Origin of the sequence: Agrobacterium sp. SORGH_AS_0440 (assembly GCF_031453135.1) — a bacterium.
GTDB lineage: Bacteria > Pseudomonadota > Alphaproteobacteria > Rhizobiales > Rhizobiaceae > Agrobacterium > Agrobacterium pusense.
This window is the reverse complement of record NZ_JAVIYR010000001.1, coordinates 1,868,553-1,884,374: the sequence shown is the minus strand read 5'-3', so window position 1 is coordinate 1,884,374 and position 15,822 is coordinate 1,868,553. Positions and strand designations below refer to the sequence as shown.

Below are 15,822 nucleotides of genomic sequence, written 5' to 3'. Positions count from 1 at the left end.
AGTGAGTGCGCGAGGCGGCGATACCTGACCCGAAACTCGCGCGTGGTGCCTCGATTCCGTTCAGATAACGCGGCGGGCGGTGGAACGGCGCTTACAGCGGTTGGCTGGAAGAACCGGTTGCAAATGTGGACATCGCCTTCAGCATGCCCTCGATCTCGCCAGCCGCCACGGGGCGGCCGAAATAATAACCTTGCCCGTAGGGACAACCGGCAGCGCGCAGAAAGTCAGCCTGCTCGGCCGTCTCCACGCCTTCGGCAATGACATCGATGCCCAGTGAACCGGCAAGCTGGATCATGATCGAAACAATGGCGCTGTCTTTGGTTTTTGCCGGCAGATGCGTGAGGAACGAGCGGTCGATCTTCATGCACGAAAGAGGGAATGTCTTGAGCATGCCAAGACAGGAATAGCCGATGCCGAAGTCATCCAGCGCCAGGCTGACGCCCATCTGTTTGATGGCGCGCATGATGCGCACTGACGTGTCGACATCCTGAATGATGAGCGTCTCGGTAATCTCGATTTCGAGCAGCGAAGGTGCAAGGCCGGTTTCCTTCAGCACCGAATTGATCTGGTCCGCCAGGCCGGCCTGAAACTGGCGGGGGGAGATATTGACCGCCATTTTGACAGGCGCCAATCCGGCAGCCATCCAGTCTCGCGCCTGGCGGCACGCTTTTTTCAGAATGCTCTCCCCAAGCTCCACGATGAGGCCGGTTTCTTCCGCAAGGCCGATGAATTCCGCAGGCCCAAGCAGTCCCTCCGCCGGGTGCTGCCAGCGCACCAGCGCCTCCACCCCACTGATGCCGCCGGTAAGTAGATCAACCTGCGGCTGGAAATGCAGGATGAATTCATCCCGTTCCACGGCCCTGCGCAATTCCTCGATACGCGTGACCTTCTTTCTCAAATCCTCTGCCATGCGCGGCGAGAAGGTGGCGATACGGTCCCGACCATTATGTTTCGCCTGATACATGGCAAGATCGGCAGCGGCGACGATCTCCGCCGTGGTTTCCCCATGTTCCGGAAAAAACGCCACGCCGATGCTGGATGTCGCCTTGATATCATAATTGCCGATGCGCAGCGGCTGTGAGACCGCAGCCTGGATGCCCCGAAGCCGGTTTTCGAAACCGTCACGCTGCTTCTGCAGAATGACGACGAACTCATCCCCACCCACCCGCAACACGAGATCGTTTCGACCCAGGCTCCCTGCAATGCGCGCCGCCGTCTTCGAAAGCAGCGCATCGCCGACGCTGTGGCCCAGCGTGTCGTTGATCTGCTTGAAATTGTCGAGGTCGAGAAAGCAGACGGCGATCGTCCGCCTGGCTTTTGCCGCGGCCGCAAGAACTTCCGGCAGTCGTGTATCGAGAAAACGGCGATTGGGGAGCCGGGTCAGCATGTCGTGATCGGCCAGAAAGGCGATATGTTCGGCCGCGCGTTTGCGGTCGATCGCGAGCCCCGCCATGCGTGCAGCCGCACCGATAAATTCCACCAGTGCCGGGTCTGGCTGGCGGGTCGCGAGCATGCACCAGACAAAACCGTGCGCCTTGCCGTCGCTGGCGGGAATATCGAAGCTGAAGGCCGTGTTATCGGCAGGGGAAGTGATGATGTCAGGATCGCTGACCGAGGAAATCAGCGCCGTCAGCCCCGCATGCGGAGCGAGTGCCGGCGATGCATAAACCGAAGGTTCACCCGTAGCGGCGTCGAACACCCGTACGGCACAGGCAAGCCCCGTGGCGAGATTTTCAATCGCCTTGACGAATTCCTCTAGGAAATCCTCGATACGCGCCGCCGCGACAATCATTTCGAGAATGCGCGCCTGCGTCTGCAGCAGCCTTTCGGAAGCCTTTTTCTGGGTTATGTCCCTAGAAGCGCCGACCACCCCGATGATGTTGCCGGACTTGTCCCGCAGCGGCACGCGCGACATCATCAGCCAGCGGTCGATATCGCCGCGCATGGCCCGCTCTTCATAACCGAGATCCGGTTCTCCCGTGCGCATCACCCGTGCCTCGGTGTCGGGAATGCCCGCCCGCCGTGCTGCTTCGCCGTGAATATCGTAATCGGTGAGGCCAATCAGCTCCTCCACCGTGTCAAAACCATTTTCCTTGACGATTGCGCGGTTCGCAAACAGGAAACGACCTTCCAGATCCTTGGCATAGATAAAATCCGGCACGTGGTCGATCATCGCTTCCAACAACACATGCCGGTCGGATGGAGTACTATTTTCATCTGTTGGGGTAGAGGCAGATGGCCCTGTTTCGCGCTTTTTTCGCGATATCCGGTTCTGCACGGGTGTCTTCGGGCCCTTGGAACGCACCTATCCGCCTCATCACTTTATAAGAGAGCAGAATAGTAGGATTATACATATTATTATAAATATGAACGAGGGGCGGAGATAGGGTGGCCGGTGGCCGTCTGTACGCTTGCAGCGATGAAATAGCGCCTGTCTCAGGGAAAACGGCGCGGATAGAAGCCGCGCCGCCAGAATGCTGGCATCCAGCAAGGCCCCGTCACACCACCGGCGTCGGCAGCTCCCTGCCGGCGAAATGCGCATCGAGATTGGCAAGAACGAGGTCTGCCATGGCCCGTCGCGTCTGATGCGTGCCGCTGCCGATATGTGGGGCGAGCGTGACGGTTTCGAAAGCAAACAGCGCTTCCGGCACACGCGGTTCATCCTCGAAGACATCAAGCGCAGCACCTGCGATCACGCCATTCGAAAGTGCCTCAATGAGCGCCTTCTCATCCACCAACGAGCCGCGAGCCACGTTGACAAGCACACCCTGCGGGCCAAGCGCGTTCAGAACCGCGGCACTGACGATATGACGCGTTTCGGCGGTGGCCGCTGCGGCGATGATCAGCACGTCACAATTAGCGGCCAGAGCTTCGATGCTGTCATAATAATCATAGGCGACATCGCGACGATTTCTCGCGGTGTAGGAGATATGCGCATCGAAACCTTCGAGCCTCCTGGCAATCGCCTGACCGATGCGGCCGAAACCGAATATGCCATAGCGACGACCGGCCACGCGGGTGGAAAGGCCCATGTCGCCCTTCAGCCATTGCCCGGTGCGGACATATTGGTCTGCCTGCGGCAGCCTGCGCGCCTGCGCCAGAATAAGGCCCAGAGCAAGATCCGCGACATCGGCCGTCAACACGTCAGGCGTATTGGAAACACGAAAGCCGCGCCGCTTCGCTTCAGCCAGATCAACCTTGTCGAAGCCGACGCCGTTGATGGCAACAATTTCAAGTTTTGGTAACGCTGCACCAATATCAGCCGGCAGGCCGATATGACCGCCGGTGACGACGCCGCGGATCGCGCCGCCTTTTTCAGCAAGGAAAGCGGCCCTGTCTGACACTTCGAACAGGCGATGCACGGTGAAGCGCTGCGCAAGTTCTTCCTCCAGTGCCGGGATGAGGGGGCACAGCTGCACGATTTCAGTGGTCATGGATTTTCCTTTGTGCCGGTGAACTACTTCACATCGGCCTTGACGAATTGCCGGAGTTCCGGCGTTTGCGGATTGGCGAAGAGTTCGGACGAGCGACCCTGCTCCCAGATCTTGCCCTTGTGCATGAAGATCGTTTCGGTCGCTACACGCCGCGCAAAGGCCATCTCATGCGTCACCAGGATCATGGTCATGCCGTCTCTGGCGAGGTTTTCCATGACAGTCAGCACTTCTTCGGTGAGTTCCGGATCGAGCGCAGACGTCACCTCGTCGAACAGCATTACCTTCGGCCGCATGGCAAGCGAGCGCGCAATCGCCACACGCTGCTGCTGGCCGCCGGACAGCTGGTCCGGATAGGAATCGAATTTCTCCGAAAGACCGACGAGCTGCAGAACCTCACGGGCGATATCCTTGGTTTCCGATTTTGCCACGTCCTTGACGATGCGCGGCGCAAGCATGATGTTTTCGCCGACCGTCAGATGCGGGAACAGATTATAGCTCTGAAACACGATGCCGACATCGGTGCGCAGCTTCCGCAGGGCCTTGGCGTCTTCACCAATCGCATGACCAGCGATTTCGATGCGCCCGGAATTGATCTTTTCCAGCCCGTTCATGCAGCGCAGCAGCGTGCTCTTGCCCGAGCCCGAGCGGCCGATGAGGGCGAACACTTCACCACGGCCGACCGTCAGCGACACGCCTTTGAGGACTTCCAGAGCGCCAAAGCTCTTGTGAACGTTTTCAACGATTACTTCCGGCATGAAGCCTCCTTTCCAGCCAACGCGACAGCTGGGATAACGGGTAGCAGACGATGAAATAAAGTACGGCCACCGCCACGAAGACGCGGAATGGCTGGAACGTGGCATTGTTGATGAGCTGCCCCGCTCTCGCCAGTTCGACGAAACCGATGATCGATGCGATGGACGTGTTCTTGACGACCTGGACGGCAAAACCGACGGTCGGCGGTAGCGAAATTCGGATCGCCTGCGGCAGGATGACGTAGCGATATTGCTGGGCGCGGGTGAGAGCGAGCGACTCCGACGCTTCCCATTGCTGTTTCGGCACCGCCTGGATGCAACCGCGCCAGATTTCCGCGAGATAACCTGATGTATAGATCGTCATCGAGGCGCCGGCGGCAAAAAGCGGCGGCAGTTCCAGCCCGGCAAGGCTGAGGCCGTAATAGGACAGGAACAGGATCATCAGCACCGGAATGCCCTGGATCACCTGAATGTAGGTGCCGGCGGCAATGCGCAGCGCCTTGAAATTCGAGGTGCGGGCGAGCGCCACGAAGAAGCCGACGATACCGCCGCCGATTAGCGCAATGATCGTCAGAAGCACGGTCCATTGCAGGGCGGTCAGCAGGAAGCCGAATTCGTTCCAGCCGAAAGTTCTAAGGGTCATGACTGCACCTCCGGCAAAGCGGTCATCGTCTTGCGGGCCACGCGGCGACCGAACAGCCACATGCCGACGAGGGCAAGGATGAGCCGCAGGCTGAGCGCCAGCACCAGATAGATGAGCGTGACGACGATATAGACCTCGAAGGAGCGATAGGTCTGCGATTCCACGAAGGCTGCAGCGGCGGCAAGCTCATGGGTGGAGATGGCCGAGCATATGCTCGATGCCAGCATCATCAGCACGAACTGGCTGCAGAGGGATGGATAGACCTTGGCAATGGCGGGCACGATAATGACGTGACGATAAACCTGGTACTTGGTGAAGCCCAGAGCCTCACCCGCCTCGATCTGCGACTTGTGCACCGCCTCGATGCCGGCGCGGATGATCTCCGTCGAATAGGCGGCAAGATTGATCGTCATGCCGATCAGCGCCGCCGTATCCGCCCCGACGCGAAAGCCGAGACCTGGCAGGCCGAAATAGACGATGAACAGCTGCACGAGGAACGGCGTGTTGCGGATGACTTCGACATAAGCATCCACGATGATGCGGACGATGCCACCATTGATGGAGCGCAATGAAGCGAGAAGAATGCCGAAAGCGCAGCCGAGCACGATGGAGAGGACCGACAGTTTGATCGTCAGCCATATGCCGTTCAGAATTTCATTCTGATATTGGGCGAGCGCGCCGAATTGGAATGTATAGGACATGCGTCACTCCGTTGACATTTCCCGGCCCGCCGAACGTATTCCCGGCGGGCGCGTTGAAAGGCTCAATCAGAAGCTTGGCAATTGCGGCAGCGGGCGACCGGTCCACTTGACCGAGATGCGGTCAAGATCGCCGGACATCTTCATCAGGTAAATGGAGGTGTTCAGCCACTGGCGCAGCTCGAAATCCTCAAGCTTGGTCGCCATGGAATTGCCCTGCTGGAAGAAGGTGAACCCGACCTGCAGACCGGCTTCCGGGCGCTGCTTGATGATTGCTTCACCAACCGTGGACGGCAGGGCGACGGCATCCACCTGACCCGCAAGCAAAGCTTGGGCGCTGGTGGAATCGTCTTCGTAAACGACGATTTCGAGACCTTCGACGTTGGCCTTGCGCAGTGCGGTTTCCTGTGAGGAACCGCGGTTGACCGACACGCGCTTGCCCTTGAGGCTGTCGAGATTTTCGAATTTCTGGTCCTTGCCGGAGATGATATCCATGTTGAAGGCGCTGTATGGCTGCGTGAACATCACAGTCTTGGCGCGTTCACCGGTCGGCGCGAGCGTCGCAACGAGGAAATCGACCTTGCCGGTCTGAAGGGCCGGAATACGCGCTGGAGGCGTCAGCGGCACCAGTTCCACCGGCAGCGACAGGTAGGAACCGATAAGATTGGCGACATCGACGTCATAACCGGAAGGGTTGCCCTTTTCATCCACCATGCCCATCGGCGGCGCGCCCGTGAGAACACCGATCTTGACCTTGCCGCGCGCCGTGATCTCGCTGAGCGAGACAGCATGGGCCGACGTTGTAGCCGCAAGCGAAGCTGCGGCAACGCCAACAGCAACGGTCATGTTTTTCAGAAATCTGGATATGCTCATGGTTTCTCCTCCAACCCAAATAATAGCTGCCCAACGCAGAACAGCGGCCTTCGCAAACCGAAAAATGTTCTCGATAACATTTCTAGGCGCTTGACTGAAAACTCCTCCCAAGAAACTGTGAAAACACAAAACCAGATGAATTTCTCACGAAATTCAATAGGTTATTATGATTTTCGATTTTCCTCTCTTCGACGCCGCTTCACGTTCTTGGCAGGATCAATAATGCATGTTATCGGTATCATTGCAAGTCCGATCTACAGAACTGTTTCGGTCGGCATTCATTTCGGGAGGAAACATGTACACACGCTCGGCAATTTTCGAAGGCAGGATTCACGCAGGCCGGGAGGAGGAGTTTTTTCGCATCGTCGAGGAAAAATTACTGCCTGTCTGGAAGCGCATGCCGAATGCGCAGGCGGTGCGAGTGATGCGTACGGAGCGCACGGACCCGGACGCGGCCCAGATCATCATGGTGCAGGAAATCGACTATCCGTCGATGGAGGCCGTGGAGGAAGCGCTGGTCTCGCCGGTCCGGCTGGAAGGCCGGGTACTGACGGATGAGATGATGAGCATGTGTGACGGGCGATTCTACCATCTGGTCTATAGCCGCGTCGCATAAATCCGGTGCACGTCGCATTGATCTGCAATCATACGGCGTGCTTTCCCTTGGTATCTTCGTGTATGTCTTGTCGTGAACCGGTCTTCATTCAGCCGGATTGTAACTGGGGAGACATGCTTTGGTGGAGCGCACGCCTTTGGCCGCAGCGTTAGTCACGTCAAAAAAAGCAACCATGAGCGACGTTTCAAAACTTGCGGGCGTCTCCAAGATGACCGTCTCGCGGGTGCTGGCCGATCCCGCTCTGGTGTCCGAGGAGACGCGCCAGAGGGTGATGAAGGCCATCGAGAAGCTTGGTTATGTGCCTGACCGAATCGCCGGTTCGCTTTCCTCTCGCCGCACCAATTTCATCACCGCCATCCTGCCGACTCTCACCAACTCAAACTTCGCCGACAGCGCTCAAGGCCTCGCCAATGCGCTACGCGCCGCCGATTACCAATTGCTGATCGGTTACACCATGTACGACCTGCAGGAAGAAGAGCGCGTCATCCGCACCATGATGGAGCGCCGTCCCGACGCGATTGTCGTCGCTGGCACGGTTCATACCAAGTTGGCTAGCGAAGTGTTGATGCGCGCCGGTATCCCGATCGTTGAAATATGGGACGTACCCGAACATCCGATCGACCATGCGGTCGGTTTCTCCAATTACGAAGTGGGAAGAACCGCCGCCAAACACCTGATATCGCTTGGATTCACGCGCATAGGCGCACTTGGCTCCCGAGCCGATGGCGACGTTAAGGACTGGCGCGGCGAAAGCCGCCTGCTCGGTTTCGGGGCGGCGCTGCGCGAAGCCGGCATCGCCGATGATCTCATCATCCGCGAGGGCAGCGCGCCGGTCTCATACGATCACGGCGCGAAAACGCTGGGCTCCCTGTTGGCCAAGGCGCCCGATGTCGAAGCCATCTTCGCCGTGTCGGATATTTCCGCTGTCGGTGCGCTGATGGAATGTCATCGCCGCGGCATTCATGTACCAGATCAGATTTCCATTCTCGGCTTCGGTGATTTTGACATTGGCAGACAATGCTATCCGGCGATTTCAACGATACGGGTCGACGCGCAGATGATCGGCCGCAAGGCGGGCGAGTTGCTGCTTTCGATATTGGAGGCAGAAAAGGATGCCGCTGTTCCCGAGGGTGCGCGGGTGGATGTCGGCTTCGAGCTTATCGTGCGGGAGACGACGAAGCGGTTGGGTCGGTGAAGCTTTAGCGCTGTTGGAACGAGCGGGTACCGCTTCTTTCTTCTCCCCGCCGGGGAGAAGTCCGCGGCAGCGGGATGAGGGGGCAAGCTCTCCGTCTCTCGCGGAGTTGCCCCCTCATCCGACCCTTCGGGCCACCTTCTCCGCCGCGGGGGAGAAGAAATATGCCGCACCGCTGTGGCGTACTCACCATTCCACCTGAGTGACCTGTAACGCCCTTACCTCGCACCCCAGGTATCCGTCAGACGATACCCTTCCGGCCATGGATCCGACGGATCGAGCATGTGCTGGTGTATTCCGGTGATCCAGCCGCAGCCGGATATTTCCGGCAGGATGGCCGGGCGGTCGCCGACTGTTGTGGTCCCGAGGATACGGCCGGTGAAGGTCGAGCCGATCAGCGACACCGCCGTCAACGTTTCCCCTTCCTTCATTTCGCCGCGTGCATGCAGCACGGCCATACGGGCCGAAAGCGCCGTGCCGGTGGGGGAGCGGTCCACCTTGCCCGGCTGGATGGCGACGGCCGCCCCTGCCCGCAGGCCTTCGGCCGTGCGTTCCACCTTGCCGGCGAACAGGCAGAAGGAAAAATGCCGCCAGTCCGGGTTTTCGGGATGATCGAAACCCAGAGTCTTGTTGGCGGCGTTGGTGATGCGCACGCCGAGGCGGGCAATCTCGTGCGCCTCTTCCGGTTTAAGGCTGAAACCCATTGCTTCGGCATCGACAATGACGAAACTGTCGCCGCCGTAGGCCGTGTCCACTTTGAGCTTTCCAAGGCCTTCGACCTCGAGTTCGGCATCAAGCTTCGCGGCGAAGCTTGGCAGGTTCTGCACGAAAATACGCTCGGCCTTGCCGTTGCGGCATTCGGCACGCACCTTCACCAGCCCGCCGGGAGCTTCCAGCAGCATATGGGTTTCCGGCTCCTGCATCGGCACGATACCGCCATCGAGAAGGACGGTGGACACACAGATGGAGTTAGAGCCGGACATGGGCGGCGTATCCTCCGGCTCCATGATGATGAAGGCGGCATCCGCATCAGGATGTTTCGGCGGAACCAGCAGATTGACGTGGCGGAATACGCCGCCGCGCGGCTCATTCAGCACGAAGTTGCGAAGCGTCTCGTCACGGGCGATGAAACGGCTCTGTTCCCAGATCGTTTCGCCTGGTGGCGGCTTGACACCACCGACAATCACATCCCCCACCTCGCCTTCCGCATGGGCGGAAATGACATGAACGGTCTTTATACTGCGCATTGAATTCTCCTCAGGAAAGCCAGGCGGGACGACGGGAAGCGGCACGGCCGGTCAACGCGCTCTCGACGCAATCGGCAAGGCTGCCGAAGCGCACCGCGCGGCCGCTTAGGCCGGGTCCGTAATGGGCGTATTTGCCGGAGTTGGTCATCAAGGCGCGCGTCTTCGTCGGGAAGACCGGCTCGGAAATAGAACACCAGCAGAGGTCAGGCAGTACCTGTACACCGCTATCCTTCAGGCTTTTCAACGTGCCGTCGTGGGCAGCTGCATCGATGACCTGCTGGCCGGCTGTGACGATGACGGCGACATCCGCACGGCGCCTGCGACCGTCGAAAACAGCCGCGAGGGCGCGGCACTCCTCCAGCGACGCGTGGGGACTACCGATGGCGACCAGTTGCACCTCCTCCGGTCCCTCGTTCAGCAGCGACCACCCGGCCGCCATATCGGCAAGCGAAATGCTGACCGTGTCGGCCGTTTCCAGAGGCGCGATGCCGGCTTCCGGCGTAATGCCCTCGATATGTAGCATGGGCGCTGCGGAGGTGGTGCCGAAGGCAGCGCAGAGCGCTTTCAAATCATCCCGCGAGGGTTTCGCAGCCCCAAGCCCGCGCAGCAGCGGTATGCAATCGGGGGCAGCCTTGCCGGCGAGATAACCGACGAGCGGCCAGAACGCGTCGTCTATCCCTTGCGGCAGCACCACGTCCACGATGCGCTGCGGCCGGCGATTTTCCTCCAGGTAAACACCCGAAAGCGGCGCCCTGCCCGTCATCGCGATACATAGATCGAGGAAATCAGGATGTTTGGCAGTGCGTGCACCAAGCACCGTATTGGCAAAAATCACCGCGTTCGATTCCGCCCAGGCAATCGATTCACCCGCGCCCGGCGCGCTGTCGAGCAGGTAAGGCGAACAGGTGAAGGTGGGCCGACAGCCCATGCGCACATAAGCATCCGCCAGTCTTGCCGCCGGATCGCCGAAATCATCCGGCACGCCCTGTGCCCGCCAGTTGGCCTTGTCCACCGAAATGGCGTTCATGGTCGTCGGCACCCGGACCTCGCCACCCATCTCAGCCATTTTTTCCGCGAAAGTGAGATTGGCGGGGCTGGCATAGATGCAGCCGTCAATATGGCCCTGTGTGACATTAACGAGCGCGGAAGCGCCCTGCTGGGCTGCCATGGCGACGATGATGCGCATGGCCTGGCGCACGGCGATGCCGTCGCGCCCTTCCAGCATCGCGCGGTCGTCACCCGTGAGATCGAGACGGGCAGTCGCGGGATGCGCTATGGCAAGCGAAAGGCCATCGGCCTCGATGCTGTTTTCATCGATGCGAACATGGGCCGCGCGGGAAAAGCGGGCAAAACTTTCGGGGTCGAGACGGACGACCGGCAGCGCCCGCTCGAACATTTCCGCCGCGACAAGTGCGCCCAAGGTCAGCACATCCTCCGCCTCGCAGAAAACGAGAGCGGATGGCGCCCGGCCCGTTAGAATAAGGTCGAGCAGAACGCCAGACCCGGTGCACGAGCCCCGGCTGGTCGGCATAAAGAGCACGCCGCCGGTGAGACTGACGCCGTGCAGCGGGTGATGCACGTCGATCACCCTGCCGGTGGCGGGATCGACACCGCCCCAGAAACTCAGCGCTTCCGTCGTGGCGATCACGGGGCCTTCGGCCGCACCGGTAAGAATGCTGCGGGCTTGCGGAACGGCAGAAGACATCGAAAATCTCCCTAAGGCATCTCCAGTATAAGCGCGTCGCGCTTTGAGCCCCGGTAAATGCGTGAAAAAGTGCTAGAGAATTTTTGCGTTTCGGGGAAAAGCCGAAATCCTCTAGAAACGTTGCGGCGAAAAAGCGCTTGTGTCGATGGCGGGTTTTTGCCCCGTCAGAATGTCGGCGACGATGCGCGCCGTACCCGCAGATTGCGTCAGTCCCAAATGTCCGTGGCCAAAGGCGTAGACCACCCGCGCCGTGTGTCGCGCATGCCCAATGGCCGGCAGGCTGTCCGGCAGCGAGGGGCGAAAGCCCATCCACTGCTTGCCGCCTTCGGATTTCAGGCCCGGCAGGAAGGCTTTCGCCTTGGCCAGCAGCGCTTCGGATCGGGCAAAATTGGCCGGAAGCTCCAGCCCGCCCAACTCGACCGCACCGCCGACGCGGATGCCGGAGGAAAGCCGGGTAACGACGAAACCATGGCCGCCGAAGGTCACCTGCGTCCGCAGATCGAATGCGCCTGAAGGCAGGGTTGTATTATAGCCCCGTTCCGTTTCCAGCGGAATTTTTTCCCCGAGCGAACGGGCAATGCGGTGCGAAAAGGCGCCTGCCGCCAGTACCACCCGGCCTGCCTTGCGCGTGCGGCCGTCATGGCTAACCACCTCGACCCCATCCTCCAACGGCCGGAGCGAGGCAATATCGAGGCATTCGATACGCCCGCCCATGGTGCGAAAATGGTCGGCCAGCGCCAGCGTGTAAAGCCTGGGATCGGCAATGGAATACCAGCCAGGCGTGAACGTGCCGCAGGTGAAGCGCGGTGCGATGCCGGGCTGTATCTCGGCCATCTGCTCGGCGTTCAGATGCCGGAACTCGATACCGTGGCGCTCACGCGCCTTCCAGCCGCCGAGTGATGCTTCGAATTCCGCATCGCTTTCATAGACCTGGAGGTTGCCTTCCTTGCGCAGCATGGCAATGGTGTCGGTCTTTTTGAGGAACGGCTCCAGTTCGGCCCTGGAAAGGTCCATCAGTGCCGTCTGCGCTGCAGTCGAGTGCTCCACCTTCGAGGCGGCGCAGGCCCGCCAGAACCGGAACATCCAAGGCGCGATCTTCAGCGCATAGGCCGGCGGCACGCTGAGCGGCCCAAGCGGATCGAGCAGCCACTTCGGCGCCTTCCAGAGAATGCCGGGCGACGCGAGCGGTAGGATATCGGTGAAGGCGAAGGCGCCGGCATTGCCGGCAGAAGCGCCCGCCGCCGGTCCCTCACGGTCGATCACCGTGACCGAAAGACCTCGGCCCTGCGCCGCGATTGCCGCCGATAGGCCGACAACGCCGGCCCCGATGACGATGACATCATTTGCAGGCATTACCGAACGCTCGCCAGGAACTTCTGCGTCTCGGGATGCTGTGGTGCGCCGAACAACTGATCTGGCGTGCCGATCTCGGCCATCACGCCCTGATGGAAGAAGGCGACGCGGTTCGAGACATCACGGGCGAAGGCCATTTCATGCGTGACGCAGATCATCGTCATGCCCTCATCCGCGAGCATCTTCAACGTGTCGAGCACTTCGCCGACCAGCATCGGATCAAGCGCCGAGGTAACTTCATCGAACAGCATATATTCCGGCGACATCGCAAGTGCGCGGGCAATCGCCATGCGCTGCTGCTGGCCGCCTGACATGCGGTTCGGATAGACCTTCAGCTTTTCGGCAAGGCCGACGTGGGTCAATTGCTTGACCGCAATTTCTTCGGCCTTCTCTTTCGAAATACCGAGCACCTTCCGCGGCGCCAGCATGACGTTTTCAAGCACCGTCAGATGCGGAAAGGCGTTCCATTGCTGGAAGACGATTCCGACCTTGCGGCGCAGCTTGTTGAGGTCGGTCGACTTTGCATGCACCTCGGTGCCATCGATGACGATCTTGCCGCTGTCGATCGGCTCGAGGCCGTTGATGCAGGTGAGCAGTGTCGACTTGCCGGAACCGGAGCCGCCGATGATGGTGACGACCTCGCCCTTGTTGACGGTGAGGTTGATCCCTTTCAGAACCTCCAGCGGGCCGAAGGATTTGCGGACGTTTTCGATCTCAATCATTGGGGGACCACCGTCTTTCGAGATACCCGCCAAAACGGGCGATGGGGAAGCTGATAAGGAAGTAGATGGCGCCGCAGATCATCAGGATGGTCAGCGGTTCCTGCAGGCGGGTCACGAGAATCTGCGAGGCACGCAGAAGCTCAATGAGCCCGAGCCAAAGGACGAGCGCTGAATCCTTCATGACACCCAGCGTCAGGCCGATCCAGGCAGGCAGCGACACGCGCGTGGCAAGCGGCAGAACGATGTACCGCATGTCCTGCGACCAGGTCATACCGAGCGACCGGCAAGCGCGGCGGGTGTTCGAGGGCACCGCTTCGATGCCGCCACGCACGATTTCCGTGCAATAGGCCGCGGTATAAAGCGACAGAACCACGCAGGAGGTAGTAAAGGGTGGCCAGCCGAGCTTTGCGATCGACTGGAAGGCATTGCCGAGAACCAGCTGGATAAGCAGCGGCACGGAACGGAAGACATCCAGAACGAAGGTGAGCGGCAGGGCCCAGTAAGGCCCGAGCTGGAAGCGGAGGACGCCGAAGATGATCCCCATGATGGTGCCTGCCGTGACGGCGACGGCGGTGACGGCAAGCGTCATGCCGGCACCCTTGGCCAGGAAAGCGAGATCACTCCAGGTGAGAGCGGTTTCAAACATGACTCACCTCTCTCAGTAACGGAACAGACGCGCGGCCAGCAATCTGGCGGCGAGCGTGACGATCTTGGCGATCACGTAATAGATGACCGCGGCGAGCGCGAAAAATTCGAAGGTGCGGAACGAACGGGCGTTCAAGGCCTGCGTGACACCGGCGAGGTCCGTGTTCATGCCGACCGTGACGCCGAGCGAGGTCATGAGGATTGCCCAGACCATCTGGTTCGTGGCCGGCAGGAAAGCAACCCGCAGCATCTGCGGCAGGATGATCAGCCTGAAGGTCTGCATCGAGGTCATGCCGAGCGAGCGGCCCGAACGCGTCTGCGTATCCGGAATGGCCTTCAGCGCGCCACGGAAATTTTCCGCGAGATAACCGGCATTATTGAAGGCGATGCCAACCAGAAGCGCGGTATAGGGGCTCAGATGAATGCCGAAATTGCCGAGCCCGAAATGGGCCATGTAGATCTGGAACAGCGCCGGCGTATTGCGGGCTATTTCCACCCAGACCGAGGCGAAGGCGCCGAGGATACGGTTGCCCGAAAGCCGGAACAACGTCAGCACGATGGCGCAGGACACGCCGATGACCATCGACAGGATGGCGATCTGCAGCGTCACCACCGCACCGTCCACAAGCTGCGGCAAAGCCTTCAGCGCCTGATTCCAGTGAAATGTGTAGTTGAACATAACCGTCTCACCTTTCAGAAACGATCGACGGCGCGGTCATTCGACCGCGCCGTTTCCGAAAAGTCCTGATCAGCGATAAACGCCGTTGACGGTGAGCGAAGGCACTTCCCCGCCAACCCATTTTTTGTAGAGCTCGGCGTAGCGGCCGGTGCGAACCTGCTGATTGATGAAGAGGTTCAGGTAGTTGATGAAGCCGTATTCATCCCGGTTGGTGAAGAGCGCGACGTAATCGATGTCGTAAGGCGCCTTGCCGACCACCGAGATACCGGCGAACTTGCCGCTCTTGACGTTGGACTGCGCAACGGTCGACGTGGAAACGGTGGCATCGATCTGCCCCTGGCTCAGGGCAAGGAACACATCAGCCTGGGTCTGGTAAGGACGGAATTCGCCGACGCCCCACTCCTTGACCGACTTTTCAAGCGCAATGGCTTCGAACGTGCCGGCGGTTGCGCCGACCGTCTTGCCCTTCATGTCCTCGAAGGACTTGACGCCGGACTTGTCGTTGGCGGTAACGGCCATTTCGAAGGCAAAGTAAGGCACGGTCATGCCAACCGTTTTGGCGCGCTCCAGCGTATCGGAGGTCGAAGCGACACCGACGTCGACGCGGCCGGACATCAGTGCCGGAATACGCTCGGGGAACGGCGTCTCGACGATTTCAGCCGTGACGCCGAGCGCCTTGGCGAGGTCGTTGCAATAATCGACGTCGAAACCGATAGGATTGTTGGCGTCATCGCGCGCGCCCATGGGCGGGAAGTCGAGCACAACCGCGCAACGCAGCGTGCCAGACGAGATGATGTCGTCAAGCTTGTCGGCCTTGGCCGGGGTGATAGCGGAAGTGGCGGCCAGCAGGCCGGCGAAAATGACCGATTTTTTCATTCTTGATTTGCTCCCAGAATTGGTCTGCCCTTGAAGGCGCGGTCACTATTTCCCTGTGGGCCCGAGAAATCAATAGAAAAATACAATGAGTATACAAAAAGAATTTTTTACATCTGCGAACTGATGAGGTGTCGCGGATGATTACGCGCGCCGGCGCGGGGAAGCGGACAAGGTGGGCGAAACATTCAGCCTCCTTCATGCTTGTGCTTGTCAAAGGAATCTAACCAGCCCAAGTCTTTGGGCTGAAAGAGGCTTTCCGATGCGCAGACGCGCGTCGACTGCAATCCTGTGACAAGCACAGGAATGAGGGCTTAAGGTATCTTCGTGTTTGAGACGGTGGCCTTCTGCTGTGACTGAGCTTCATCGAAAAGACACGTTGCAATACTC

The 15,822-nt window shown here is 59.9% G+C and carries 15 protein-coding genes; 2 read left to right on the top strand and 13 right to left on the bottom strand.

Translation table 11 applies throughout. From position 1 onward, the window contains the following. Positions 1–91: 91 nt before the first annotated feature. The 6 genes from QE453_RS08520 to QE453_RS08495 all read right to left on the bottom strand — a co-directional run bounded on the left by QE453_RS08520 (position 92) and on the right by QE453_RS08495 (position 6,400). On the bottom strand, positions 92–2,266 hold the full coding sequence (locus QE453_RS08520) for an EAL domain-containing protein (RefSeq protein WP_309776938.1): 2,175 nt from the start codon (positions 2,264–2,266) through the stop codon (positions 92–94). A 232-nt stretch (positions 2,267–2,498) separates the two neighbouring features. Continuing rightward, complete coding sequence (locus QE453_RS08515) at positions 2,499–3,434, bottom strand: 2-hydroxyacid dehydrogenase (protein WP_309776749.1); 936 nt, start codon at positions 3,432–3,434, stop codon at positions 2,499–2,501. 23 nt (positions 3,435–3,457) lie between these two features. Continuing rightward, positions 3,458–4,189, bottom strand: coding sequence for an amino acid ABC transporter ATP-binding protein (locus QE453_RS08510; protein ID WP_004444596.1), 732 nt, complete (start codon positions 4,187–4,189; stop codon positions 3,458–3,460). After that, a complete protein-coding gene (locus tag QE453_RS08505; protein WP_003521700.1) occupies positions 4,170–4,829 on the bottom strand; it encodes an amino acid ABC transporter permease in 660 nt (219 codons plus the stop codon). Before QE453_RS08505 ends, QE453_RS08510 begins: the two co-directional genes overlap by 20 nt. Further along, entirely contained in the window at positions 4,826–5,530 is a 705-nt protein-coding gene (locus tag QE453_RS08500; protein WP_309776748.1) for an amino acid ABC transporter permease, read from the bottom strand. The genes QE453_RS08505 and QE453_RS08500 overlap by 4 nt, the downstream gene beginning before the upstream one ends. A gap of 66 nt (positions 5,531–5,596) precedes the next feature. Continuing rightward, positions 5,597–6,400, bottom strand: coding sequence for a transporter substrate-binding domain-containing protein (locus QE453_RS08495; protein WP_004444612.1), 804 nt, complete (start codon positions 6,398–6,400; stop codon positions 5,597–5,599). Positions 6,401–6,695: 295 nt separating this feature from the next. On the opposite strand from QE453_RS08495, the gene QE453_RS08490 reads away from it, so the two are divergent. Further along, positions 6,696–7,016 (top strand): hypothetical protein, encoded by a 321-nt coding sequence (locus QE453_RS08490; protein WP_006700306.1) that lies wholly within the window; start codon positions 6,696–6,698, stop codon positions 7,014–7,016. A 172-nt stretch (positions 7,017–7,188) separates the two neighbouring features. Continuing rightward, positions 7,189–8,211: a LacI family DNA-binding transcriptional regulator gene (locus QE453_RS08485; RefSeq protein ID WP_309776747.1), complete on the top strand. Its 1,023-nt coding sequence runs from the start codon at positions 7,189–7,191 to the stop codon at positions 8,209–8,211. A 215-nt stretch (positions 8,212–8,426) separates the two neighbouring features. Here the strand turns inward: QE453_RS08485 and QE453_RS08480 are convergent, their stop codons facing one another. The 7 genes from QE453_RS08480 to QE453_RS08450 form a co-directional block, all read right to left on the bottom strand. Continuing rightward, positions 8,427–9,455: a trans-3-hydroxy-L-proline dehydratase gene (locus QE453_RS08480; protein WP_309776746.1), complete on the bottom strand. Its 1,029-nt coding sequence runs from the start codon at positions 9,453–9,455 to the stop codon at positions 8,427–8,429. Between the two features lie 10 nt (positions 9,456–9,465). Further along, positions 9,466–11,160, bottom strand: a complete 1,695-nt coding sequence (locus QE453_RS08475) for an aconitase X (RefSeq protein WP_309776745.1) — start codon at positions 11,158–11,160, stop codon at positions 9,466–9,468. A 111-nt stretch (positions 11,161–11,271) separates the two neighbouring features. After that, entirely contained in the window at positions 11,272–12,513 is a 1,242-nt protein-coding gene (locus QE453_RS08470; protein WP_004444622.1) for an FAD-binding oxidoreductase, read from the bottom strand. After that, positions 12,513–13,235 carry an amino acid ABC transporter ATP-binding protein gene (locus tag QE453_RS08465; RefSeq protein WP_004444624.1) on the bottom strand — a complete coding sequence of 241 codons (723 nt, stop codon included), beginning with the start codon at positions 13,233–13,235 and terminating at the stop codon, positions 12,513–12,515. Before QE453_RS08465 ends, QE453_RS08470 begins: the two co-directional genes overlap by 1 nt. After that, positions 13,228–13,881 (bottom strand): amino acid ABC transporter permease, encoded by a 654-nt coding sequence (locus QE453_RS08460; protein ID WP_006700301.1) that lies wholly within the window; start codon positions 13,879–13,881, stop codon positions 13,228–13,230. The genes QE453_RS08465 and QE453_RS08460 overlap by 8 nt, the downstream gene beginning before the upstream one ends. Before the next feature lie 12 nt (positions 13,882–13,893). Further along, the gene (locus QE453_RS08455; RefSeq protein ID WP_309776742.1) at positions 13,894–14,559 is read right to left on the bottom strand and encodes an amino acid ABC transporter permease; all 666 of its coding nucleotides are present in this window, start codon (positions 14,557–14,559) and stop codon (positions 13,894–13,896) included. A 69-nt stretch (positions 14,560–14,628) separates the two neighbouring features. Beyond that, positions 14,629–15,435 carry a transporter substrate-binding domain-containing protein gene (locus QE453_RS08450; protein ID WP_004444630.1) on the bottom strand — a complete coding sequence of 269 codons (807 nt, stop codon included), beginning with the start codon at positions 15,433–15,435 and terminating at the stop codon, positions 14,629–14,631. Positions 15,436–15,822: the final 387 nt, after the last annotated feature.